21 protein-coding genes are annotated in these 21,258 nt (G+C 63.4%); 10 read left to right on the forward strand and 11 right to left on the reverse strand.

Annotation, left to right across the window (positions count from 1 at the left end):
• Positions 1 to 26 precede the first annotated feature (26 nt).
• From ACYVOC_RS10475 to ACYVOC_RS10490, 4 genes are all read left to right on the forward strand, one after another.
• Positions 27 to 485, forward strand: coding sequence for a hypothetical protein (locus ACYVOC_RS10475; protein ID WP_461161773.1), 459 nt, complete (start codon positions 27 to 29; stop codon positions 483 to 485).
• Between the two features lie 193 nt (positions 486 to 678).
• Positions 679 to 1,638 (forward strand): chemotaxis protein, encoded by a 960-nt coding sequence (locus ACYVOC_RS10480; RefSeq protein WP_116004337.1) that lies wholly within the window; start codon positions 679 to 681, stop codon positions 1,636 to 1,638.
• Between the two features lie 76 nt (positions 1,639 to 1,714).
• The gene (locus ACYVOC_RS10485; RefSeq protein ID WP_461161774.1) at positions 1,715 to 2,182 is read left to right on the forward strand and encodes a YeeE/YedE family protein; all 468 of its coding nucleotides are present in this window, start codon (positions 1,715 to 1,717) and stop codon (positions 2,180 to 2,182) included.
• On the forward strand, positions 2,179 to 2,601 hold the full coding sequence (locus ACYVOC_RS10490; RefSeq protein ID WP_461161775.1) for a DUF6691 family protein: 423 nt from the start codon (positions 2,179 to 2,181) through the stop codon (positions 2,599 to 2,601). Before ACYVOC_RS10485 ends, ACYVOC_RS10490 begins: the two co-directional genes overlap by 4 nt.
• Positions 2,602 to 2,614: 13 nt before the next feature.
• Here ACYVOC_RS10490 and ACYVOC_RS10495 read toward each other — a convergent pair whose 3' ends face one another.
• The 4 genes from ACYVOC_RS10495 to ACYVOC_RS10510 form a co-directional block, all read right to left on the reverse strand.
• Positions 2,615 to 2,929: a hypothetical protein gene (locus tag ACYVOC_RS10495; RefSeq protein WP_116004341.1), complete on the reverse strand. Its 315-nt coding sequence runs from the start codon at positions 2,927 to 2,929 to the stop codon at positions 2,615 to 2,617.
• 124 nt (positions 2,930 to 3,053) lie between these two features.
• Positions 3,054 to 3,368: a hypothetical protein gene (locus ACYVOC_RS10500; RefSeq protein ID WP_116004342.1), complete on the reverse strand. Its 315-nt coding sequence runs from the start codon at positions 3,366 to 3,368 to the stop codon at positions 3,054 to 3,056.
• 348 nt (positions 3,369 to 3,716) lie between these two features.
• Positions 3,717 to 4,673, reverse strand: coding sequence for a CBASS cGAMP-activated phospholipase (locus ACYVOC_RS10505; RefSeq protein WP_461161776.1), 957 nt, complete (start codon positions 4,671 to 4,673; stop codon positions 3,717 to 3,719).
• A 109-nt stretch (positions 4,674 to 4,782) separates the two neighbouring features.
• Positions 4,783 to 8,697, reverse strand: a complete 3,915-nt coding sequence (locus ACYVOC_RS10510; protein ID WP_461161777.1) for an EAL domain-containing protein — start codon at positions 8,695 to 8,697, stop codon at positions 4,783 to 4,785.
• Between the two features lie 184 nt (positions 8,698 to 8,881).
• Between ACYVOC_RS10510 and ACYVOC_RS10515 the strand changes: the two genes are divergently transcribed.
• Complete coding sequence (locus ACYVOC_RS10515; protein ID WP_116004345.1) at positions 8,882 to 9,796, forward strand: ketopantoate reductase family protein; 915 nt, start codon at positions 8,882 to 8,884, stop codon at positions 9,794 to 9,796.
• A complete protein-coding gene (locus ACYVOC_RS10520) occupies positions 9,796 to 10,167 on the forward strand; it encodes a VanZ family protein (RefSeq protein ID WP_461161778.1) in 372 nt (123 codons plus the stop codon). Before ACYVOC_RS10515 ends, ACYVOC_RS10520 begins: the two co-directional genes overlap by 1 nt.
• Positions 10,168 to 10,222: 55 nt before the next feature.
• On the opposite strand, the gene ACYVOC_RS10525 is transcribed toward ACYVOC_RS10520, so the two are convergent.
• The 4 genes from ACYVOC_RS10525 to ACYVOC_RS10540 form a co-directional block, all read right to left on the reverse strand.
• Positions 10,223 to 12,181 carry a DUF3857 domain-containing transglutaminase family protein gene (locus ACYVOC_RS10525; RefSeq protein WP_461161779.1) on the reverse strand — a complete coding sequence of 653 codons (1,959 nt, stop codon included), beginning with the start codon at positions 12,179 to 12,181 and terminating at the stop codon, positions 10,223 to 10,225.
• A 231-nt stretch (positions 12,182 to 12,412) separates the two neighbouring features.
• Positions 12,413 to 13,084 carry a hypothetical protein gene (locus tag ACYVOC_RS10530; protein ID WP_461161780.1) on the reverse strand — a complete coding sequence of 224 codons (672 nt, stop codon included), beginning with the start codon at positions 13,082 to 13,084 and terminating at the stop codon, positions 12,413 to 12,415.
• A 126-nt stretch (positions 13,085 to 13,210) separates the two neighbouring features.
• Complete coding sequence (gene rarD, locus ACYVOC_RS10535) at positions 13,211 to 14,107, reverse strand: EamA family transporter RarD (protein ID WP_461161959.1); 897 nt, start codon at positions 14,105 to 14,107, stop codon at positions 13,211 to 13,213.
• A 204-nt stretch (positions 14,108 to 14,311) separates the two neighbouring features.
• A complete protein-coding gene (locus ACYVOC_RS10540) occupies positions 14,312 to 15,250 on the reverse strand; it encodes a DHH family phosphoesterase (RefSeq protein ID WP_461161781.1) in 939 nt (312 codons plus the stop codon).
• A gap of 70 nt (positions 15,251 to 15,320) precedes the next feature.
• Between ACYVOC_RS10540 and ACYVOC_RS10545 the strand changes: the two genes are divergently transcribed.
• Both ACYVOC_RS10545 and ACYVOC_RS10550 read left to right on the forward strand, forming a co-directional pair.
• Positions 15,321 to 15,782 (forward strand): tellurite resistance TerB family protein, encoded by a 462-nt coding sequence (locus tag ACYVOC_RS10545; RefSeq protein WP_116004350.1) that lies wholly within the window; start codon positions 15,321 to 15,323, stop codon positions 15,780 to 15,782.
• The gene (locus ACYVOC_RS10550; RefSeq protein ID WP_461161782.1) at positions 15,782 to 16,537 is read left to right on the forward strand and encodes a pseudouridine synthase; all 756 of its coding nucleotides are present in this window, start codon (positions 15,782 to 15,784) and stop codon (positions 16,535 to 16,537) included. The genes ACYVOC_RS10545 and ACYVOC_RS10550 overlap by 1 nt, the downstream gene beginning before the upstream one ends.
• Here ACYVOC_RS10550 and ACYVOC_RS10555 read toward each other — a convergent pair.
• A complete protein-coding gene (locus ACYVOC_RS10555) occupies positions 16,518 to 17,456 on the reverse strand; it encodes a M14 family metallopeptidase (protein WP_116004352.1) in 939 nt (312 codons plus the stop codon). The two genes, ACYVOC_RS10550 and ACYVOC_RS10555, sit on opposite strands and share 20 nt — an antisense overlap.
• 284 nt (positions 17,457 to 17,740) lie before the next feature.
• On the opposite strand from ACYVOC_RS10555, the gene ACYVOC_RS10560 reads away from it, so the two are divergent.
• Positions 17,741 to 17,884, forward strand: a complete 144-nt coding sequence (locus ACYVOC_RS10560; protein ID WP_165829126.1) for a hypothetical protein — start codon at positions 17,741 to 17,743, stop codon at positions 17,882 to 17,884.
• A gap of 21 nt (positions 17,885 to 17,905) precedes the next feature.
• On the opposite strand, the gene ylqF is transcribed toward ACYVOC_RS10560, so the two are convergent.
• The gene (gene ylqF, locus ACYVOC_RS10565) at positions 17,906 to 18,856 is read right to left on the reverse strand and encodes a ribosome biogenesis GTPase YlqF (protein ID WP_116004353.1); all 951 of its coding nucleotides are present in this window, start codon (positions 18,854 to 18,856) and stop codon (positions 17,906 to 17,908) included.
• Positions 18,857 to 18,899: 43 nt separating this feature from the next.
• On the reverse strand, positions 18,900 to 19,781 hold the full coding sequence (locus tag ACYVOC_RS10570) for a UbiA family prenyltransferase (RefSeq protein ID WP_461161783.1): 882 nt from the start codon (positions 19,779 to 19,781) through the stop codon (positions 18,900 to 18,902).
• A gap of 258 nt (positions 19,782 to 20,039) precedes the next feature.
• On the opposite strand from ACYVOC_RS10570, the gene ubiM reads away from it, so the two are divergent.
• Positions 20,040 to 21,251, forward strand: coding sequence for a 5-demethoxyubiquinol-8 5-hydroxylase UbiM (ubiM, locus tag ACYVOC_RS10575; protein ID WP_461161784.1), 1,212 nt, complete (start codon positions 20,040 to 20,042; stop codon positions 21,249 to 21,251).
• Positions 21,252 to 21,258: the final 7 nt, after the last annotated feature.

The following is a 21,258-nucleotide window of genomic DNA, read 5'->3' on the forward strand; positions in this document are numbered from 1 at the left end:
ACCGGGTTTGCATCACAGGACTCACCATGAAGAAAAACCATTTTCTGACCGCTATCGCCCTGGCACTTGCAGCAAGTGCAAGCACCGTCCATGCACATGACGATGCCTATCTGGACACCCAGAAGGCCCCCCATGGCGGTCAACTGCGCATGGCGGGCCTCTATCACCTGGAACTGGTGCTCGACAAATCCAGCCCGGCGATCGCCGACAAGTCCGTGCTGGTTTACGTCACGGACCATGCGGGGCAAAAAATCTCCACCGCAAACGCCACAGGCAGCGCGACCATTCTGGCCGCCAAGGCAAAAGCGACGGTGGCGCTGGGGCCCGATGGTGACAACCGCCTCAAAGGCGTGGGGCGTTTTGCCTCAACCCCGGACATGAAGGTGGTCATCACACTCACCGCCAAAGGCCAGCCCCCTGAAACAGCACGCTTTACCCCGCTGGCCACCATGCAGGATGAGCACATGGATCACAGCAAACACTGACGAGGTGACGCGCCGGTGAAGCAGGGCTTTTGATCAGCAAATGGGCTTTCAATGATGAAATCGTTGACAGGCGGGCTGTGTTCCATGGAGCACAGTCCATTTCTACGGGTATTGCCTGAATAATTGCCCTCGTGTTGCAGGCGTTCTGCTTCTAAAATTTGGTACGCAAGTACCTGCGCATAAGTGAGCCACCATGAAAACCGTCCAGAACGAAGTTGACGAACGCACCAACCTCACCAGCTCCAACAAATTCGAGCTCCTGTTGTTTCGTCTGGGCGCTGACAGTGCGCTGGGCCAGTCCGAGCTTTTTGGCATCAATGTGTTCAAGATCCGCGAGATCGTGGCCATGCCCAGCATCACGCCCATCGTGGGTGCCACGCCCCATTCGCTGGGAGTGGTCAACCTGCGCGGCCAGGTCATTCCGGTGCTGGATCTGCCCTCCATCGTGGGCTGCACGCCCAAGACCGGGCTGAACATCATGCTGGTGACCGAGTACGCGCGCACCACGCAAGCCTTTGCAGTCGAATCCGTCGAAGACATCGTGCGCCTGGACTGGAAGCAGGTGCTGTCGGCTGAAACCAGCGGCGCGGCACACAACCTGGTCACCAGCATCGCCCGGCTCGATGGCAATACCGATGGCACCCGCCTGGCCCAGGTGCTCGATGTCGAGGCCATCCTGCAAATGGTGTCGCCTTCGGAAAACCAGCAGGTGGACCCCCAAAAGGTGGGGCCACGGCTCAAGCTCAAAGCCGGAACCATCATCCTGGCAGCGGACGATTCTTTCGTAGCCCGCTCGATGATCGAGCAGGAATTGCGGGCACTGCAAGCGCCCTACGAAATGACCAAATCGGGCAAAGAGGCCTGGGACCGCCTGAACGCCTTGGCCAAGAGCGCCGAAGCGGAAGGGAAAACCATTCTCGACAAGGTCAGCCTGGTGTTGACCGATCTGGAAATGCCCGAGATGGACGGCTTCACCCTGACCCGCAACATCAAGCAGGATGCGCGTTTTAGCGGCCTGCCCGTGGTGATCCATTCGTCCCTTTCCGGTTCGGCCAACGAAGACCACGTCCGCAGCGTGGGGGCCGACGCCTACGTGGCCAAATTTGTCGCAGAAGACCTGGCTGACACGATCCGATCCGTGCTGCCCCGCTGACCTGCGGCCCCGTGCGCGTGTGGAGCGGTAAGGGCCTGGGCAGCCCCCGCCATCACGCGACCTATCTTCTTTTGCCATGATTTCCTCGCTCTTTCCCTTTGGATGGCAGCATTACCTACTGGGCGGCCTGCTCATCGGTACGGGTGTCGCACTGCTGTTTGTGCTGGTCGGCTTGGTGGGCGGCATGAGCACGGTGTTTTCCTCCACCTGGTCGTTTGTGGTGCAGCGCCCGTTTTTCCAGCAAGCGCGGTTGACCGGCTCGCGGGGGTGGCGCCTGGTGTATGCCCTGGGTCTCGTCCTTGGTGCGCTGCTGTGGTGGCTGTTGGTGGCCCACGGGGCAGCACAATCGACCAGCGTGCCAATCTGGCAGTTGGTGGTGGGCGGGTTTCTGGTGGGCTATGGTGCCCGGTTGGGCAATGGCTGCACCTCAGGCCATGGCATCTGCGGGCTGGGGTCGATGCAGTGGCCTTCGCTGCTGGCGGTGCTGACCTTTATGGGCACTGCCTTTCTCACGGCGAACCTTGTGGCGCGGTGGTTGCCATGAACGGCGAACGCATGTCCTTGTCCCGCTTTCTGGCCGTTCTGCTGGCCGGTGCGTTGTTTGGCTTTGGCCTGGCGCTCTCCACCATGGTGCGGCCCGAGGTGGTACTGGGTTTTCTGCGCCTTGAAGACTTTGGCCTGGTGCTGGTGATGGGCGGCGCCGTGGTGGTGACCCTGCTGGCCTACAAACTGGCCCCACGCCTGCTGTCGCGCCCGCTGCTGGGCGGGCAGTTTGGCACCCATCCCAGCGCCTGGAACCGCGACACAGCCCTGGGCGCTGCGCTGTTTGGTGTGGGCTGGGGATTGTGCGGCGTGTGCCCTGGCCCGGCCATTGCAGGATTGGGCACGGGCAACTGGACCTTGTTGTGGGCACTGGGCGGCATTGCCCTGGGGGCGCTGGTACAGGGCCTGCGTGCGCGTTAATGCCCTGCTTTGCTCACGCAAAGGTGTCCAGCAAAACCCCTTTGGTGCGGCCTGTGGCGAACGCGGTACCGTCGCGCTGCACACCCATTTCGATCGATGACACATTGCGGCGCGCCAGATCGGAGCGCTGACCCGCCTGGGAGGCCTGGTTCGTCAACCCGTCGGCACGCGCCTGCTCCTGGTCAGCACTGCGCTGCGCTGCCTGTGCCTGGGCTTCCAGGGCACGTGCGGTTTGCTCTGACTGGCTGGCAGCGCGCCGCGCCGCCTGCAGTTGAAACTGCCCACCCGGCGCTGCGAACCCCAGATTGCTGCTGGCTATCGATAGCATGCTCCCTCCTTATTCCATTTCTAAACCATCCGTGCCGTTGTTGCTTCTCCTTGCCGTGCTACAGCACTGATCGTAGGCTTCGCGCCTAGAGACGAATGATTGAGAAAAAGAAATATTTCGGCCTTCAACCGGGGCCACCTGCCTCTGCGTAGGTTCGTCGCAACTGGGCGTTGAGCAGCGACATCTGTTCGCTGGCCACCCGCCCGTTATCCGACGCCTCAGATGCACCTGCGGCCCGATCTTCCTTGGCCTGAGCGGCCAACTGCTGAGCCCGTGCGCTCAGGGTGACGGTGGTTTCATTGCCGACAGGCTCGGGGGTTTCGGCCTGCAGACTGGCATTGCGCCGATAGGCTGCGGCATTATCTGCCTGGCCTACACCGGGGGTCGCAGCACCCGCATAGCGGCTGGCAGCATCCTGGTTGCGTTGAACAGCTTCCATGGACTGGTCTCCTGTGATCAAGGGTCTAAGGCGATGCTGAATAAGTCACCGCGATGATGCGCGCCGTGCATCGGGATGGGATGCAAGGCGCAAACCGCAGCCATAGCCGCAGCGATGGCGAGGATTTGCAACGCCGCAGACCGCCCGAGGTACGGATGCGCAGCGCGTGAGGGACTTGTTCAGCATTGCCCTAAGCGCCCATCGTCGTGCAACTGCAGCCAAAAGTAAAGCCAAGACCGCAGAAGGTAGCGATAGCGCAATACCGACAAACGCTCTTATTTTGATAGCCACTTGCGCTTTACAGTCAAGCGCTAGAGCCTATTTTGACAGTAAATTCTGTCGAACAACTCACAGAAAGGCAGCCACACGCGCCGGATCGGTCTGCGCCAGCGTCGCACGTCCCAGCCCCGTGAGGGTCTTGGTCGCAGCCTTGGTTGCAATGTCGATGCCCAGGCCTGCCTGGGCGGGCCAGGGCGCATCAAGGCGCAGGTAGCGGTCGTCGAGCCGGTCTTCCATGACGGCCTGCACATGCTGCTGTTGTACCGAGATCATGGTCAGAATCAGGCGCCCATCGGTCAGCCAGCCCACAGCGCCGGCGTCGGCCTCGACGCTGTCGGCGGGCTGGTAGCCCATGGTGGCAGTGCCCACCGACAACATGCGCACCTTGGACGGCTTGGCGCCCATGAAGTGCTCGGCTTCGTGCAGGGCCACCTGGTCGGGCGCCACGGCAAACAGGCCCCCGTCAGCATATAGCTTAGGGCCCACCTTCACACAAGGGAAGAAGGCTGGCGCAGCGCAGGTGGCCAGCGTCACATCCACCACGCTCAGCAATTCGTCGCCCAGCGATCCTTGGGCATGGGGCGTTTTGAACACCTTGGTCACGCTGCGCGAAACGTCGACCGCAGGCACCACCACGGCGTGCAGCGCATCGCCCAGTGTCTTCTTGCCGAAATGGCGGGTCAGTTCCTGGCGCAGGGCTTCCCCGGTGTATTTGGGGCCCAGCACGGACCGCGTAAGATCAATCAGCCGCGTAACGGCACCGCCGGGCAGGCGGCGCGATGAGAACACGTCCTCTCCGCGCTCGACAAACAGCTTGACGATTTGCGCCATGGGCACCTCGAACGCCAGTGCCATGGCCAGCAGCCCACCGACCGACGTGCCGGCGATCAAGTCAAACCGCCGCCCCAGCGGCTCGCCTACACGTTCTTCCAGTTCGGCAAGCACCACCGCTGCATACAAACCCAGATAACCACCGCCGCTGAGGGCGAGGATGCGAAATTCGGAAGAAGGGTTCTTTGCAGGCATGTCGAAGCAAGGGTTGGAAGAGCGCCCAGTATCTGCAGGTTTACGCGCCTTCGCAATGCGAACCGCAGCTTATTGCAGGGTGGGGATTCCACTCTATTTTTCCGCACTTTCAGGTGCGCACGGGATAGGACTGAAGCCAGTCGACCAGGGCATCGGCAGGCATGGGGCGTGCGTAGTGATAACCCTGCGCTTCATGGCACTGGTACAGGTGGAGGATGCTGGCCAGCTCGCCGGTTTCCACCCCTTCGGCAATGACCTTGAGTTTGAGGCTGCGCGCCATGCTGATGATGGCGCGCACGATGGCCGCGTCGTCCGGGTCACTGACGATGTCGCGCACGAAGGACTGGTCGATCTTGAGCTTTTCCACGGCAAAACGCTTGAGGTAAGCCAGGCTGGAATAGCCGGTGCCGAAGTCATCGATAGACAGGCACACGCCCAGCGCTTTGAGGCGGCGCAAGGTTTCGAGCACCTGCTCAGCATCGTCGATCAGCAGGGATTCTGTCAGCTCCAGCTCCAGCCAGGCTGGGTCGAGCCCGGAATCGACCAGCGCCTGCGTCACGGTGCACAACAGGTCGCTGCGGCGAAACTGCACCGCCGAAAGGTTGACCGCCATGGTCATCTCGGGCAAACCCGCCTGCTGCCAGCGCACGGCCTGGGCACAGGCTTCGCGCAACACCCACTCACCAATCGGCACAATCAGCCCGCTCTCCTCGGCGGCGGCAATAAAGCGCCCCGGCAGCAGCAACTCCTGCGGGCCACGCTGCCAGCGCAGCAGGGCTTCCACGCCCACCACGCGCCCGCTGGCCAGCTCGATCTGCGGCTGGTAGTGCAGCACGAACTGGTGCTGGTCCAGCGCCCAGTGCAGCGCAGTGCGCAGCTGAAACTGCTCCAGCGCCTGGGCATTCATCTGGGCGGTATAAAAACGGTAGGTATTGCGCCCGGCCGCCTTGGCCTGGTACATGGCGGTATCGGCGCGTTGCAGCAGTGCGTCAAAATCCTGGCCATCGTCGGGCCATACCGCCACGCCCATGGAAACGGTAGCGGCCAGCTCGTGGTTGTCGATGCTGAAGGGTTTGCTCAAGGCATCGATGACCTTGGTGGTCACCCGGCTGACAGCCTCCTGGTCGTGGATGTCAGTGAGGGCTATCAGGAACTCGTCGCCGCCCTGGCGGCTGATCGTGTCAGTTTCGCGCACACACCCACGCAGGCGCTGCGCCACCTGCTGCAGCAGGTGGTCACCCACCGGATGGCCCAGCGTGTCGTTAATGGTTTTGAAGTGGTCCAGATCCACATACAGCAGCGCCACCTTGCACCCGCTGCGTTCAGACCAGGCCATGGCCAAGGCAAACCGGTCGCGGAACAGCACGCGGTTGGGCAAACCGGTAAGGGGATCGTGGTGCGCGAGAAAATCAATGCGCGCCTCGTTCTCCTTGCGCTCGGTGATGTCCTGGATAAAGGCCAGCACCAGCGGCTCGTTGTCGATGTCGATCAGCTCGGCCGACAGGCTCACCAGCCGTATCTCACCCGACTTGCAACGCCATTGCGACTCGAAATCGAGCGCCGTGCCAACGCGCCTGAGCTCATCCAGCCAGGCCTGGCGGGACGCCAGATCGACCCATAAACCAATATCCAGTGTGGACTTCCCGATCAGGTCTGCCCGTGTCCAACCAAAGTATTTTTCATACTTGTCATTGACTTCAATGAACCGACCGTCCGATATCTGCGCGATCGACGCCGCCAGCGGGCTGGCCCGAAACGCCACCTGGAACCGCTGCTCGGTCTGGCGCAGCAGGGTAATGTCCTGCATGGCCCCCGACAGGGTGATGGGATGGCCCTGAACATTGCATTCCACGTGGCCGGTGGCCAGACCAATGCGCACGCTGCCATCCATGCGCACGAACTGAAACTCTTCCTGGTAATCGGTGCGCAGCTCCAGGGTGCTTTGCAGAGAAGCCTCTATCCGCCTCCGATCCTGGGGAATGATGTGCTGCAAAAAGGCCTCAATGGTCGGCGATTGACTGCCCGGCGCATAACCAAAGCACTTCAGGGTTTCATCGCCCCAGTGCAGTTCACCCGTCGCTATCGACCATTCCCAATGACCCACCCGCGCGAGCTTGGCGGCCTCTTGCATGCGACGGCGACTGTCCTTGGCATCGGTAATGTCATGGAAAAGCTCAAACTTGCTCACCGTGCCGTCGGGATTATGGAAAGGCAGGTCAAACAGGTCAAAGGTGCGCCCCTTGGGCGACGTCCATTCCCATTGCACCGTCTTTCCGGCCAATACCTTGTCATGGTTGCACCAGTCACACTGTGAATTCCGGCCATGGAAATACTCGTAGCACTTGCGGCCTTGCACCGGTCCGAACTCCCGTTCCAGCGCCGGATTGAGATATTCAATATCAAAATTCGCGCTGGTGATGTACACCCCATCGGGCAGCAAGTCCAGAATGCCCATCAGGCGCGTGCGGTCGGCAGCCAATTGCTCGGTCAGCGTCTGCATGCGCTTGATTTCGCTGATGTCGGTCCACGTCAGCACCACGCCATCACCCCGCGCGCCGTCTTCCTTGAAAGGCAGCATGCGCTGGTACACCCAGCGCCCACCCCCCAGCGCAATTTCGTGTTCGATGCGATCACCCGTGCGTGCGCAGCGCTGCAACTCCGCCAAAAAGTCCTGCTGCGATCCGATGCGGTAATGGATATCGCGCACCGGGCGACCCAGATCACTGGCCCGCAGCGCCAGAAATTCGCCCACCGCCGGGCTAAAGCGGCGCAAGTGCAACTGCGCATCCAGAAACACAATGCCGATCTCGGTGCTGTCGAGCAAGTGGTCGTAATCGCGGTTCAGCGTGCCCAGTTCTTCGTTCTTGCCTTCGAGTTCGCGGTTGAGGACGTACAGGTCTTCATTCACCGATTTCAGTTCTTCGTTGGTGCTCTGCAGCTCCTCGTTGGAGGCCGTCAGTTCCTCATTGCCCAGGTCGAGCCGCTCGTGGCTCGCCTGCAGTTCAAGCACCATTTCCTGCAGGCGTTCGCGCGTGGCCAGCAGCTCTGCTTCAAGCACTTCCGGCGGCTGACCCGTCACGTCGGGCAAATCCATTTCGGGCTGCACGGGGATGGCCTTGACTCCCAGGGTCGGCGCATCGATCGACCGCGCCAGCACCACCGGCTGCTTGCGAAAAAGCTTGTGCGAACGGTGCATGGCCGAAAACGCCTGTGACTCGAAAGCACCCACCGTTTCGCTGGCTCCCAACAACAACACACCATGCGGCTTGAGGGCAAAGTGCAGTTGCGACAGTGCCTTGATTTGCGCCACTGGCTTGAGGTAGATCAGCAAGTTGCGGCAGACGGCCAGATCGATGCGGGTGAACGGCGGATCGCTCAGCAGGTTGTGCCGTGCAAACACGACATGGCGGCGCAAAGTGGCGTCGACCCGCACACGCTCCTCGGATTCGCGCAAAAAATACCGTCTCAATAGCCCCTCGGGCACGGCAGCCACTGCCGCATCGCCATAGCTGCCGCGCGACGCTTCGGCCAGCACGTCTCCAGCCAGGTCGGTGGCAAACACCTTGACGTTTCCGTGGAAGCCCATGCGACCTGCGGCATCGAGCGCCAGCATGGCCAGCGAGTACGCCTCCTCGCCGCTCGCGCAACCCGCGGACCAGATACGCAACTCATCGCTGGCATCGCGCCCACGCAGCAGGTCGGGCAGCACTTCGTCGAACAATTGAGCGAACACCTCCGGGTCACGGAAGAACTCGGTCACGTTGATCATCAGATCGCGGCACAAGGCCTGGCGCTCGGCCTCGTCGGCATCCAGGCGCTGCACATAGGCCTGTGCACCATCGAGTTCACACTGGGCGATCCGATGGTGGATGCGGCGCGTGACGGTGGAGGTTTTGTACCCTGAAAAATCGATCGCGCAACGCCGTCGCAGCAAGTCGACGATAGCGGGCAACTCAGCCAGTGGTTCGACAGCCCCTTCATTCCACTGGCTGACATCTTCCGGCACGTGAACGGAGGGATCCATGCGGCCCATTATCGCGGCACCGTCCAAGATGCCAACCCCGACAAGGCAAGGGTTTACGAGTGGCTCCCCATTTGCGATACGTGCAGCAAGGCCCGCGCCTTTACACTGCGCCCATGCCTGCACACATCCCTACCCATCCACCTTCCGCCCCATCACTGCGCCACACTGCGCCAAGGCCCTTGCCATGAAGATCGCCGTGATGGGCGCGGGCGCCGTGGGCTGCTACTACGGAGGAATGCTGGCCCGCGCCGGGCACGATGTGGTGCTGGTGGCCCGACCTGCACACGTCGAGGCCATGCAACGCCAGGGATTGCGGCTGGACACCCAGACCTTTCAGGAACAGGTGCGCGTGCAGGCCAGCACGCAGCCCGAGGCCGTGCAGGGCGCGCAGTGCGTGCTGTTTTGCGTCAAGTCCACCGACACCGAGAGCGCAGGCCTGGCCATGGCGCCGCATCTGGCTGAAGGCGCCACTGTGCTGAGCCTGCAAAACGGCGTGGACAACGCCGAGCGCCTCGCGGCCGTACTGCAGCGTCCAGTGCTGCCTGCCGTGGTGTACGTGGCCACCGCCATGGCCGGGCCCGGCCATGTGCGCCACTTTGGCCGGGGCGAACTGGTGGTTGCGCCGTCACCCGCCAGCGAACCCCTTGCACAAACCTTTGCCGCCGCAGGCATTCCGGTGCAGGTATCGGACAACGTGGCGGGAGCGCTGTGGGCCAAACTGGTGCTCAACTGCGTGTACAACCCGCTCTCGGCCATTACCGGGCTGCCCTACGGCGAAATCGTTAACAGCCCGGGCCTGAACATCCCCCGAATGATGGACGACATCGTGCAGGAATGCCTGGCCGTGGCACGGGCCAGCGGCATCCATGTGCCAGAAGGCACGGCCGAGGCGGTGCTGCCGCTCGCAGCCTCCATGCCGGGCCAGATATCCTCCACCGCGCAAGATCTGGCGCGCGCAAAGCACAGCGAGATTGACCACCTCAACGGCTTCATCGTGCGCCGGGGCGAGGCGCTGGGGATTGCCACCCCCGCCAACCGCCTGTTGCACATCCTGGTGCGCCTGCTGGAAAAGCGCCTGCCTGCCCCACCGAGCGCTTGATGCCCCACCCTACCTTTGGCCGGGTTCAACCCGGCGTGACCATTCCCGTCTTCTGGGCCCTGCTGCTAGGCGTGACCGTGCTCTGCCTGCTGCCCACTGCGTACCTTCCACCGAAGGTGTTCAGCCTGTGGGACAAGGCACAGCACGCGCTTGCCTTTGCGACCCTGGCAGCCCTGGGCCTGCTGGCCTACCCGCACCGCCGCTGGCGGGTGCTGGCGGGTTTGCTGGTGTTTGGTGGACTCATCGAACTGGCACAAGCCGCCACCGGCTGGCGCCATGGCGAGTGGGCCGACTGGCTGGCTGATGCTGCGGGCCTTGCCCTGGGTCTGGCGCTGGCGGGGTCTCTACAGCGCCCTGTCAATCGGGCCTGAATGCTCTATTCTTTATAGCTGTCAGCGCTTTCACAGCAAGCGCCAGAGGCGTTTTTCACTTCTTTTTCTTTGTTCCGCGCGCTTTGGCCTTGGCACTGTGGCTGCGTGCAGGCTTTGCCCGGCTCTGTGCCATGCCCCGCTGATAGAAAATTTGCGCGCGCAAACTTTGCGCGATGGGCTGGGCCTGGGCGTTCCACTGCACCATGTATTCAGGGGCACAAATGCCCTCAGGCGTGGTGTCACGGATTTCGCGTTCCACCCGCACCCCATTGCTGGTGCGCCGGTAGCTGCCGCTGTAGTTGATCAGCGGGTTGTTGGTCTGCAGGTTCTCCGGCAGGCGCGTGAACACTACTCCTGGCTCCAGGGTGATGTCGTAGGTTTCCTGGCTGTGGTAGCCATAGCAACGCACCCTGCGCCGGGGCTTGGGTGGGTCCTCCAGCGTGGCAAAACGCACCACCGACAAGGGCAACCCCACCACCGGCGCCAGCACAAAAGCGCCTTCGGGGCCGCCTTGCAGGTAGTTGTCGATGTCGAAACTGAAGCCAAAGCTGTATTTTTCCGAGAGCGCCTTGTCGGCAGACAAATCGCCCTTGTCCAGAACGCCTGTGCCCTTGTAGCCTGCGCTGGCGAGCACCTTGCGCACAAAATCGTGCTGCGCATCACCGTGCAGGTCACGCATGTATTCACGCATGCGGGCGGCCTGGGTGCCCAAAAAATCGACCCGCAGGCGTCCACTCGCGCTGCCGTTGACGGCCAGCTTGATCGCAGTGTGCACACGCTGCTGCGTTTGGTCGGCATTGGCGGCAGGCAGGATGGCCACCGCCTGGTCTGCTCCCACATGGACCACCGGCTTGGCATAGGCATTGGCGGGCAGGTAGCCAAAAGGCACCTGCTTGGCCGTGGCGTCCAGGTAAAGGCGAAGGTCGGGCAGGTAGTTGATGACATGGTTCACGCTGGCGACCACCGGCGTAGCGGGCAGGTCATACTCTTCGCCCGCATTGATGAGCGCCTGCTCAGCGCGCACCCCGGCCGCCGCCAGCAAAGCCTGCAGCAGCGTGGCATGGTCTTTGCAGTCGCCCATCTTGCTGTCCAGCACCTGGTCGGTATCGCGCGGCACCACGGTGCCCACACCCAGGCAATTGCCGTCATAGGTGATCTGCGTGGACACCCATTCATAGAGCAGGCGCGCACGTTCGCGCGGATCGGTTTGCGCGCCCACGATGGAGCGCGCCAGTTCACGGATACGGGCCGTGGGCTCGGCCTTGGGCAGGGCGCGCTCGCCATAGGCGCGGGCCATCGCGGCATAGTCGGCAAAGCTGCTGACCAGCAGCACCGGCATTTCGTCCAGGCGCCAGATGCCCGCATCGCCTTCTTCCGAGGGGTGCGGCTGGGGGTTGCGGTAACGCCATTGGCGCACCGTGGTATCGCCTTCAGTCGCTTCGGGCTGCTCCTGCAAACCATGCGCCTCGAAACGCAGCTTCAGGCCCTTGGCAACCCGGAGCGTGATCTGGCTGTCCTCGTGCACGGTATCGGGAGAAAACTCTTGCACCACCGAAAACTGCCCGGGGAACATGGCCTCCTTGTCGTCGATGCGGTAGCTGACGCCTGCGAAATCGCCCACGGCCAAATCCGGGAATACAACCGAGATGCGCGTTTGGTCTGACTGCACGTGCGTCTGGTAGTCGCCAGGAGGCACCTCAATGCGCCGCCCATCCGCCTTGAGGGTATAGGCCTCCAGCATCTGGCCCTTCTGGACCCCATTGCTGAAGGAGAAAGAAAAGGATTTCAACTCTTCCAAGGCGCTGGGCCGCGTGACCTGGTTCAGCAAGGTATTGGCGTACGACGCACGACCATCCTTTGCCACGTCATAGGCCACATGCCATTGCTTGAGCACCGCGGGTCTCTGCGGGCTGGCATCGGTTTGCGCCGCCACGCACCCTGCCCACAGTGCCAGGGTGCACAGCACGCCTGCGGCCCAGGCCCTGGCACGGGCACTTTGCAAAGGTTGGGACATGGCTGCTTCTCCTGACGTTGACTGCCACGCGACTACAACGGTGGGCGGGGCATCTTAAAAGACGCAGCGAGACGATTGCGGGTCGAAGCAATAAGTTACACGATCCGAAAAACGCACCAGGAATGGCTCACAAAACCGCAACGAAGCGGCCCTGTCCAGGCATCCCGTCGCAGGCAGCACAGACAGCGCAACAAGGCGGGACAACGACAACAAGAAAGGTTGTTTGCCGCTCTAATTACGCCGCGCCCACCACACAAAGGCCAGTGCCGCCACCCCGAGCAAGATGGGCACCCAGCCCATCAGCAGCTCGATCGGCGAGGAGGGGCGCATACCCGACCACACCTCGATCCGCATGTCCTGCAGGCGCAGGTTGTGGGCCGTATTGAACTCGATCACCGGGGCGGCCTTGCGGTCGGCTTTCAGGGTCACGGGCAGCGACGCACCGACCAGTTCAACCGTTTGGCCCCCGCGTGCATTTTTCTGTGCCATTTCAGGCAACAACACCTTGTGCAAGCTACCGTCGAGAACCCAGCCCAATTGCAGACGGGTGCCTGCGTCTCCATCGGCCAGCGCCACGCCGGTGGCTTTGATGACCAAGGTGTAGGGGCTGCCATCCGTGGTCAGGTCGATATCCGGGCCCTGCCAGGCTTGAGCACCTGCCAGTGGTTCGCCCGGTTGCGCAGCAGCGGGCCCGGCTTGGGCATTTTTCTCCTGGTACTGCAGAAACCGGGCCACGGCCTCAGGGGGCAGATCGTAGGTCTTGAGCAAACGCAGACCCCACTGGCCCGCCGCCTCTTCCGCCTGCGCCCCTCCTGTGCCGAGCAGCAGCGCCAGCAGGGTGGCCAGGGCCCATAACCAATACCCTGTTCGGCGGGCGCCGCGTATCTCGGTCAGTGTGTGCATTGTTCAACCTTCTGCGCCGCAGATGGGGTGCGGTGCGGCGCGAGTGTACCCAGACACCGGGCTAGAGCCTTCGCGTTTGCGCCGCTTTATTGAGGGCAGTCAAGGCCGGGCCGAAAAGCGCGCGCCTCATGCGCCCGGTGGCAGCGAGCGCCTCTCGCGCAGCACCTGCGCGGCGCCGTCGGCCACCAGCACAGCCACGGCGGCAAATACCAGGCCGTACACGGGCCACTGCCCTTCGGCCACGGTCTCGCCCAGCAGCAGGGCCACCAGCACCAGCAGCACCGGCTCGACATAGGTAAGCAAACCAAACAACCCCATGGGCAGAAGGCGGCTGGCGGCCATGTACAGCGCCAGCGCCACCGCACTGACCACGCCCAGCAAGGGCACCAGGATCCACAACTTGGCGTGTGCCGCCACGACTGGCAGAGTGGACGGCTCACGCATCACAAACCAGGCGGCCACGGGCAGCATCACCGCCAGATCAAGCCAGTGGCCTGCCAGTTGTTCGGTGCGCAAACGGCGGCGCAGAGCAAAGTACACAGGGTAGCCCAAGGCCACCAGCCAGGTCTCCCACGACACGCCCCCGGCGCGCAGCAGCTCAAACCCCACCCCCACCGCCGCCAGCCCGGTCGCCCAGCGGTGCGCAGGCGAAAGTTGCTCGCGGTAGATCACACGGCCCACCAGCACCATCACCAGTGGCAGCAAAAAATAGCCCAGCGACACAGGCAGCGCGCGCCCATGCAGCGGCGCCCACATGAACAGCCACAACTGCACACCCACCAGGGCACTGCTGGTCAGCAAGGCCAGCGCCAACGTCGGTTTGGCACGCACGCGCTGCCACAGCTCCCGCACCTGCGCAGCCTCGCCACGCCAGAACAGCAGCGCGGTGGTAAAGGGCAGCGTACACAGCACGCGCCAGCCAAAAATGGCCTCGCCATCGAGCGGTGCGAGAAACGGAGACAGGTAGTAAATGCCGCCAAACAGGAAGGAGGCGAGAACGGACGCAACAATGCCCTTGAACACAGCAGAGAGGCTTTCAAAAAAAGGGGGCCGGGAGCCCCAGGCCGCAGAATCTGCCAGGAGGGCTGGCTCCATGGCGGGGATGTGCCTGCACTACCCTCCGCTGGGCGTTGGTACATGGCGATATTTTTTGTGGAAAAGCTATATTAACGATAGCTGCTTGCGCTTTATTGATAAGCGTTTCGAAGCATTTTAACCTAATATATTTCAGAAACATCCAGCCGCGGGGGCCGTGGCATCCAGCGATCCACTGAGCAGAGCAGGCAGGCGCTCGATTCCCATGCGAAAACCACAGGCCTGCGCATGGCCGCCACCGCCCATGCTTTCGGCCAAGGGAATGCAATCGAAACCGCGCTGCGAGCGCAGCCCCACCTTGACCACGCCCCCCTTGCCCGCCGACCACAGCAGCGCAAAGGTACCGCTGCGCTTGGAGAGCATTTCACCCAGCAGGCTGTGGAACACACCAGGGGCGTTGAGCATCAAACCTTGCTGTCCATTGAAGGTGACAGGCAAGGCGCCCTCGGCCATGTCGGCGGCAAGCTTGTGGAATTTCTCGTCCATGGCCTGGCCACGCGCCATGAATGCGGCCGTCTGTACCGAATCGAAGAAGGCGATCTCCTGCCAACGCACAAAATCGAACGGTTCCATGTCCAGCGCGGCAAGAAAGGCTGCGCTTTCCGGGTACTGCCAGTTCCACAGGTCGCGGTCCTCGACGTAGCGCACGAGATCCGGTAAAAATTCCTCGGGATGGAAGAACTCCCATGCCAGGCGGGCGCCCGATTTGTCCATATCGAAATGCACCACACCGCAGCGGCAGGCAAAGCCTGTGAGTTTTTCTGCGGCGCTCTTGTGGTGGTCCAGCAGAACCAAACGCTCTGCGCGCTCCTCAATGGCGCGCAAAATGTTTTCCGAAAAAGAAAAGTCCAGGATGTAAACAGCCCGGCCCGCCAGCGGCGGCAAGTCGTCCACCGACTTCGTATCGCCGTGGTCCAGGCCCACCAGCTCAACTTGGCCGCCGTAGTAGCGCCAGGCGGCCAGAGCGGCCGCAAAGCCGTCGGGGCAACTGCGCCCGTGGAACAAAACCAGGGGCTGGGGGTCTATCTTGCTGGGCTTGACCAGCAATTGCAGGGGGAGAATGGTCTTCATGGTGCAGGATTGTCGCGCGCCGGGACCCATTGCACACGGGCACGCCTTCCCCCATGAACCACACACCACCATGATCCAAGCCCTGAAAGACCTTTTCGACCACTTCGCATTGCCCGCTCCCGACCATGCCGACCCTGCACAGGCCGTGCAACTGGCGGCCGCGGTGCTGCTGGTGGAAGTGGCCCGCGCCGACGCCACGACCAGCGCCGTGGAGCAGCAAGCCCTGCTGCGCGCGCTGCAGCGCACCTTTGCCCTGGCACCAGACACGCTGGCCCGGCTGGTGGAGCAGGCCACCACCACGGCCGAGACAGCCTATGACTACCAGCGCTTTACCAGCATGCTCAACGACCACTGCACGCAAGCACAGAAAATCGACCTGGTCGAGGCCCTGTGGCAGGTAGCCTATGCCGACGACCACCTGGACGCGCACGAACAGCACACCATCAGCAAGGTGGCCGGGCTATTGCATGTCACCCATGGTGAATACATCGCGGCCAAGATGCGCGCCAAAGAGGCTGCGCAGGCGCATTGATGCCCCCGCTCCACATTCTTTGGCGCGATGACGCCATGGTGGCCGTGTACAAGCCTGCCGGCTGGCTGGTGCACCGCACCGGGCTGGATGCCGGGGAGACCCGTTTTGTTATGCAGGCGCTGCGCGACCAGTTGGGCCAGCATGTCTACCCCGTGCACCGGCTCGACAAGGGCACCTGCGGCGTGCTGGTGATGGGTCTGCACCCTGCTGCTGCGCGCGCGCTGTCGCAGGCCTTTGAACACCATGCCGTGCGCAAGCGCTACCTGGCCATGGTGCGCGGCTGGTTCCCAGGGAGCGCCGAGGTAGACCATGCCCTGCGACCCGACGATGCCCCCCCAGATGCTCCCGCCCAGCCTGCCCAGACGCACTTGCGCAGCCTGACGCACCTGGAGCTGCCCGAGTCCAGCGACCCGCGCTTTGCACACACACGCGCCTCACTGGTGCAAGCGGTGCCACTGACTGGGCGGCGCCACCAGATTCGCCGCCACCTCAAGCACCTGGCCCACCCCATCATCGGCGACGCCACGCACGGCAAAGGCCCGCTGAACCGCTGGTGGGCCACCCGTCTGGGCCAGCAGCGCCTGTGGCTGCACGCCTGGCAACTGGCGCTGCCCCACCCCGTTACCGGCGAATGGCTGGAACTGGACAGCGGGCTCCTGCAGCCCGGCACTGCCACCGCCGACATCGGCGACTGGCATCGGCTGCTGGAGCAGCAGCCCTGGGCTCTGCCCCTGCTCAGACCAACGGCCGCGTAAGGTACACCGCCTCACGCCCCACGATAGGCTCCCGGGTCGGCATGAAGATGGTGCAGCCATCGCAGGGCGCGCGGACGTCATGCGGGCCGTCGGTGGCAATGAGGTCACCTTGGGCAAACACCTCAAAGCCCACCAGGGGCCGCACAAAACGGAAGTTCGCCGTGCGCACCATGCAAGTCTCCAGCAGCTCGAACCGCCGTTGCACCAAAGGTTCGGCTTGTTGCCCCGTGCGCTCGATCAGACCGAAATGCGCCAGAAAATCCAGCGCCGCCACCGTGGCCACATCGGCCGCACTCTGGCGAAAATGCTGGCCGCACTCCACCACCAGGGCGACCCCATGCCCATCGTCCTGGCCGTGGCGCCCGTGCTGGATCAGCGGCGTGCCCGAACCCAGCCCGCTGGGCATCACCAGGTGCACCGGCGGGCGCCCCAACGCCATGGCGGCAGCAGCGTTGCGCGCATAGCCGGGGTAGACCCAGAAGGGCTCCACGTCCTGGCTGGTGGAATGAATATCCAGAATATGGTCGGCCGCCGACACCACGGGCCGCAGTTCACGCGCGCGGCGCATTTCCGGGCTGTCCAGCGGACCATCGAGCTCCAGGGCGGACCAGACGCGGTTGAGGTTGTGCTCCAGCTGGCGGCTCTCGAACGGACGGGCCGGGTCGAACGATTCATAGGCCGCCACATTGGCAAAGCTGATGGTCAACGTGCCCACCAGGGGGCGTATGCCCGTGTCGAGCAGGTGCGTTGCAGCCACCATCCCACAAATCTCATTGCCATGCGTCAGCGCATTGACCAGCACATGGGGGCCTGGCTTTCCAGACGCAAACCGGTGCACATAGTCAATGCCGATGTTGCCCTGGCGATAGGCCGACAGGTCGCGTGGCAGAACTTCAAAAATCGGAGGGTGGTGTGTCATGCAGGGAATTCCTTATGAGGGGGCCGCAGCCTATTGCGCAGAACCAGAAGGCTGGCGGATTTGGAGATCGTCGGCTGCCCACCGGCCGCTGCGGTCCATTTTGGGCTGGGCCGCTCCATGGCAGAGCATGGCTGCACCGTGAACCCGCGGAGGCGGCATCCAAAGTCATTCTGACGCAAACCCTGAGCACTGGGCGAGCAAGGTCACCAGGCTGGTGCGTGGGCGATCATTTGTGGCTTACCATCGGCCCAGCGGTCCCATCCCGAGACCCACAAGGAGAACCCATGGCCAAAGGTCAGATGCACAACAACAAGATGGCGAAGAAGCCCAAAAAGGATACTTCGCTGCCCAAGGAGTCGTCCGGCTCCGACCGCCCCACGCCACCCGTTACGGCCGTGATCCCAAAGGGCAAGACCAAAGCGGCCTAAAAAGCACGAAGGCGGCGCGGCTCAGGACTCCCGAATGCCGCTGCCTTTTTTCTTCCGGTCTTCGCGGGCCTGCTTTTTCGCATCGCGCTCGGCGTCGCGCAGCACCCCGGCGGCCTGCCAGGCCTCGAATTCTTCCGGCGTCTCCAGCGTGATGCGGCCCAAGGTGGCCGTGCGGAAATCGGTCATCACGATCTCGGCGGACTTTTGCACATTCACCCGCCCGCCGGTCATCACCGCGCCGCGCTTGCGGCCAATGGCTTCGAGCAAGGCGTCATCGGGCATGGCGGCCAAAGCAGCGGGCGCCAGGCCCAACTTGTACCGTGCCTCAAGCTGCGCGGCATAGCGTGTCTGCAGGCGGCGCAACAGCTCCAGCGCCACCAGTTCTTCGTCATAGGCATTGCGCCCCACCGCACCACTGGCCGCCAGGTTGTAACCGCTCTCGATCACGCTGATACGCGGCCAGAGCATGCCGGGTGTATCCCACAGATAGAAGTCGTCAGCCAGCGTGATGCGCTGCTCCAGCTTCGTAATGCCAGCCTCGTCACCCGTTTTGGCCTGGCGCTTGTTGGAGAGCGTGTTGATCAGGGTGGATTTGCCCACATTGGGCACCCCACAGATCAGCACACGCATAGGCTTGGCCATGCCGCCGCGGTTGGGGGCCAGCAAGTGGCACCCGTCGATGAGCTTGCGCGCCGGCGCGGGCTCGGAGGCATCCAGCGCCAGCGCATGCGTACCGCTTCGGGCGTTGTACCAGGCCAGCCAGGCTTCGGTACGCGCGGGGTCGGCCACATCCTGTTTGTTCAACACCTTGAGCGTGGGCTTGTGCCCCGTCAGCTCGGCCAGCAGCGGATTGGCGCTGGAGCCGGGCAGACGGGCATCCAGCACCTCGATCACGACATCAATGTCCTTGATGCGCTCGGTGATCGCTTTCTTGGTCAAGTGCATGTGACCGGGGAACCACTGGATGGACATTTTCTTATTCTTTCAAAATCGGTTGTACCGCATGCAGGCCATTTCAGCGCCCGGCCCACCAGAGCCCGACTGCCAACGCCAGCCCATGCACCACGGCGGCTGCAATACCCAGCACCAGGGCCGGGCGCAGCCGCTCGGGGTTGCCCGACCAGCGCAACAGCAGAACGGCCGCCGCGATGGACAGCGGCAGAGCCGCCAGCGCCCACAGCGCAGACTGCGGCAGCACGCGCACCAGCACCGCTGCCGCCAGCAGGGCGTGCGCCCCTACAGCCAGCGCAAGATACAGCCAGGCAGCACGCTCGGGACCCAGGCGCACCATGAGTGTACGTTTGCCCACCTGCGCATCGGGCACTGCATCCGGAAAACCATTGGCCACCAGGATGTTGGCAATCAACAGCGCATAGCTGGCCGCCGCCGCCAGGGGCGCCGGAGCGAAATGGCCGCGCTGCACATAGTCAGCCCCCACCACCACCAGCCCCCAGGCCAAACCCACAGCCAGCTCGCCCAGGCCGCGCGACATCAGCGCCAGCGGCGGCATCGAATACGTCCAGCCCAGCAACACACCCGCCAGACCGACCAGCACCAGCGCGGGGCCGCTGTACAGCGCCAGCCACAAGCCACCTGCTGCCACCAAAGCCAGCAGCACCTGCGCCAAGGTACGCATGGCGCTCGCTTGCATCGCGCCACTTTGCACCAGGCGCGAGCCACCGGTGAACGGGAAAAGGCCTTGCGTGTTGGCAGCATCGGCACCATTCAGGGCGTCGGCATGGTCGTTCAGCATATTCGCCGCCGCATGTGCCAGCAGCGCCAGTACCAGTGTGACCCATGCCCGCGGACCGGACACGCCGCCCCCCGCAGACGCCGCCGAGGCCACGCCGATCAGGCAGCCCACGGCCGTAATGACGAGAAAGCCGGGGCGCGACATGCGCAGCGCCAATACAAACCGGCGGGGGTGTAAATGCAAAAAATCAGAGAACCACATACCCATCCAGGATAACCGCCTGCCCAGATACATTTACTACTTATTTGATAGCTGCTCGCGCTTTATTTACGGGCGAAAACAGCATTTTTTATTGAAAAATCGCAGCCATGACACGGTCAGCCTACATTGTCACCCACCGGCCACCCAGGTCTTGACCCCCATCAATGCATGGCTTTGGGCCCCAGGTTAGTGTCAACCGCCATGGACTACGACATCTTGATCAGCGGCGCCGGCCCTGCGGGCCTGTGCCTGGCACGCTCTCTTTCGGGCCACGGCCTGCGCGTGGGCGTGGTGGAGCAGCAGCCCCTGGCCGCTATTGAAAACCCCGCCTACGACGGGCGCGAGATCGCACTGACGCAGCAGTCAGCGCAAATGCTGCGCGACCTGGGGCTGTGGGACCGCATCGTGGCGGACGCGCCCAGCGCCTTTTCACCCCTGCGCGATGCACAGGTCCTCAACGGCCCCTCGCCTTTTGCCATGGTGATCGACCACCAGCTCTCACAACACAGCGAACTGGGCTGGTTGGTGTCCAACCACCTGATCCGGCGCGCAGCCTTCCAGGAACTGCACGCCGCACAGCAAAAGCACCACGACATCACCCTGCTGGCAGGTGAGAAAGTAGCCCGCGCCCATACCGACGCCAGCGCGGCGCATGTCACCCTGGCCAGTGGCAAGCAGCTTCGCGCACGCCTGCTGGTGGCGGCTGACAGCCGCTTCTCGGCCACGCGCCGCGCCCTGGGTATTGGCGCCGACATGCACGACTTTGGCCGCTCGATGTTGCTGTGCACCATGGCGCATGCGCTACCGCACCAGCATGTGGCTTGGGAGTGGTTCGGCTATGGCCAGACACTGGCACTGCTGCCCATGAACGATGACCCTGCCACGGGCGCCCACCGCTCCTGCGTGGTGCTCACGCTGGCGCACCACACGCTGGAAGCCCTGCAGGAGATGGATGAAACGGCATTCGGCGCAGAGTTGACACGCCGCTTTGACAACCGCCTGGGCGCCATGCAGCTGGCCAGCACACGCCACCTGTATCCACTGGTCGGCGTGCGCCCGCACCGCCTGGTGGCGCCGCGCTTTGCCTGCGTGGGCGATGCGGCTGTAGGCATGCACCCGGTGACGGCGCACGGCTTTAACTTTGGTCTGCGGGGCATCGCCACACTGGCTGGCGAGTTGCGCGCCGCGCATGCTGCGGGCCACGACATTGCCGCGCCCGAACTGCTGGCGCGCTACGAGCGCGCACACCGCCGCGCCACGCTGCCGCTGTACTTGGCAACGACTTTGATTGCCCGCCTGTACACCACGGACCACCCGCCCGCCCGCCTGCTGCGCGATGCCGCCCTGCGCCTGGCGCAGAACTTTCCGCCCTTCAAACGGATGGTGGCAGCCACGCTGTCAGGGCGGCACTGACGGCATG

The sequence above is a fragment of the Simplicispira piscis genome, assembly GCF_054783455.1.

Coding starts and splice junctions, on each gene's coding strand:
- ubiM (WP_461161784.1), top strand. CDS start 20,040: ATGGACTACGACATCTTGATCAGCGGCGCCGGCCCTGCGGGCCTGTGC.
- ACYVOC_RS10555 (WP_116004352.1), bottom strand. CDS start 17,456: ATGACACACCACCCTCCGATTTTTGAAGTTCTGCCACGCGACCTGTCG.
- ACYVOC_RS10545 (WP_116004350.1), top strand. CDS start 15,321: ATGATCCAAGCCCTGAAAGACCTTTTCGACCACTTCGCATTGCCCGCT.
- ACYVOC_RS10495 (WP_116004341.1), bottom strand. CDS start 2,929: ATGCTATCGATAGCCAGCAGCAATCTGGGGTTCGCAGCGCCGGGTGGG.
- ACYVOC_RS10515 (WP_116004345.1), top strand. CDS start 8,882: ATGAAGATCGCCGTGATGGGCGCGGGCGCCGTGGGCTGCTACTACGGA.
- ACYVOC_RS10510 (WP_461161777.1), bottom strand. CDS start 8,697: ATGGATCCCTCCGTTCACGTGCCGGAAGATGTCAGCCAGTGGAATGAA.
- ACYVOC_RS10570 (WP_461161783.1), bottom strand. CDS start 19,781: ATGTCGCGCCCCGGCTTTCTCGTCATTACGGCCGTGGGCTGCCTGATC.
- ACYVOC_RS10525 (WP_461161779.1), bottom strand. CDS start 12,181: ATGTCCCAACCTTTGCAAAGTGCCCGTGCCAGGGCCTGGGCCGCAGGC.
- ACYVOC_RS10490 (WP_461161775.1), top strand. CDS start 2,179: ATGAACGGCGAACGCATGTCCTTGTCCCGCTTTCTGGCCGTTCTGCTG.
- ACYVOC_RS10480 (WP_116004337.1), top strand. CDS start 679: ATGAAAACCGTCCAGAACGAAGTTGACGAACGCACCAACCTCACCAGC.
- ACYVOC_RS10520 (WP_461161778.1), top strand. CDS start 9,796: ATGCCCCACCCTACCTTTGGCCGGGTTCAACCCGGCGTGACCATTCCC.
- ACYVOC_RS10530 (WP_461161780.1), bottom strand. CDS start 13,084: ATGCACACACTGACCGAGATACGCGGCGCCCGCCGAACAGGGTATTGG.
- ACYVOC_RS10505 (WP_461161776.1), bottom strand. CDS start 4,673: ATGCCTGCAAAGAACCCTTCTTCCGAATTTCGCATCCTCGCCCTCAGC.
- ACYVOC_RS10485 (WP_461161774.1), top strand. CDS start 1,715: ATGATTTCCTCGCTCTTTCCCTTTGGATGGCAGCATTACCTACTGGGC.
- ACYVOC_RS10475 (WP_461161773.1), top strand. CDS start 27: ATGAAGAAAAACCATTTTCTGACCGCTATCGCCCTGGCACTTGCAGCA.
- ACYVOC_RS10560 (WP_165829126.1), top strand. CDS start 17,741: ATGGCCAAAGGTCAGATGCACAACAACAAGATGGCGAAGAAGCCCAAA.
- ylqF (WP_116004353.1), bottom strand. CDS start 18,856: ATGTCCATCCAGTGGTTCCCCGGTCACATGCACTTGACCAAGAAAGCG.
- ACYVOC_RS10550 (WP_461161782.1), top strand. CDS start 15,782: ATGCCCCCGCTCCACATTCTTTGGCGCGATGACGCCATGGTGGCCGTG.
- ACYVOC_RS10500 (WP_116004342.1), bottom strand. CDS start 3,368: ATGGAAGCTGTTCAACGCAACCAGGATGCTGCCAGCCGCTATGCGGGT.
- ACYVOC_RS10540 (WP_461161781.1), bottom strand. CDS start 15,250: ATGAAGACCATTCTCCCCCTGCAATTGCTGGTCAAGCCCAGCAAGATA.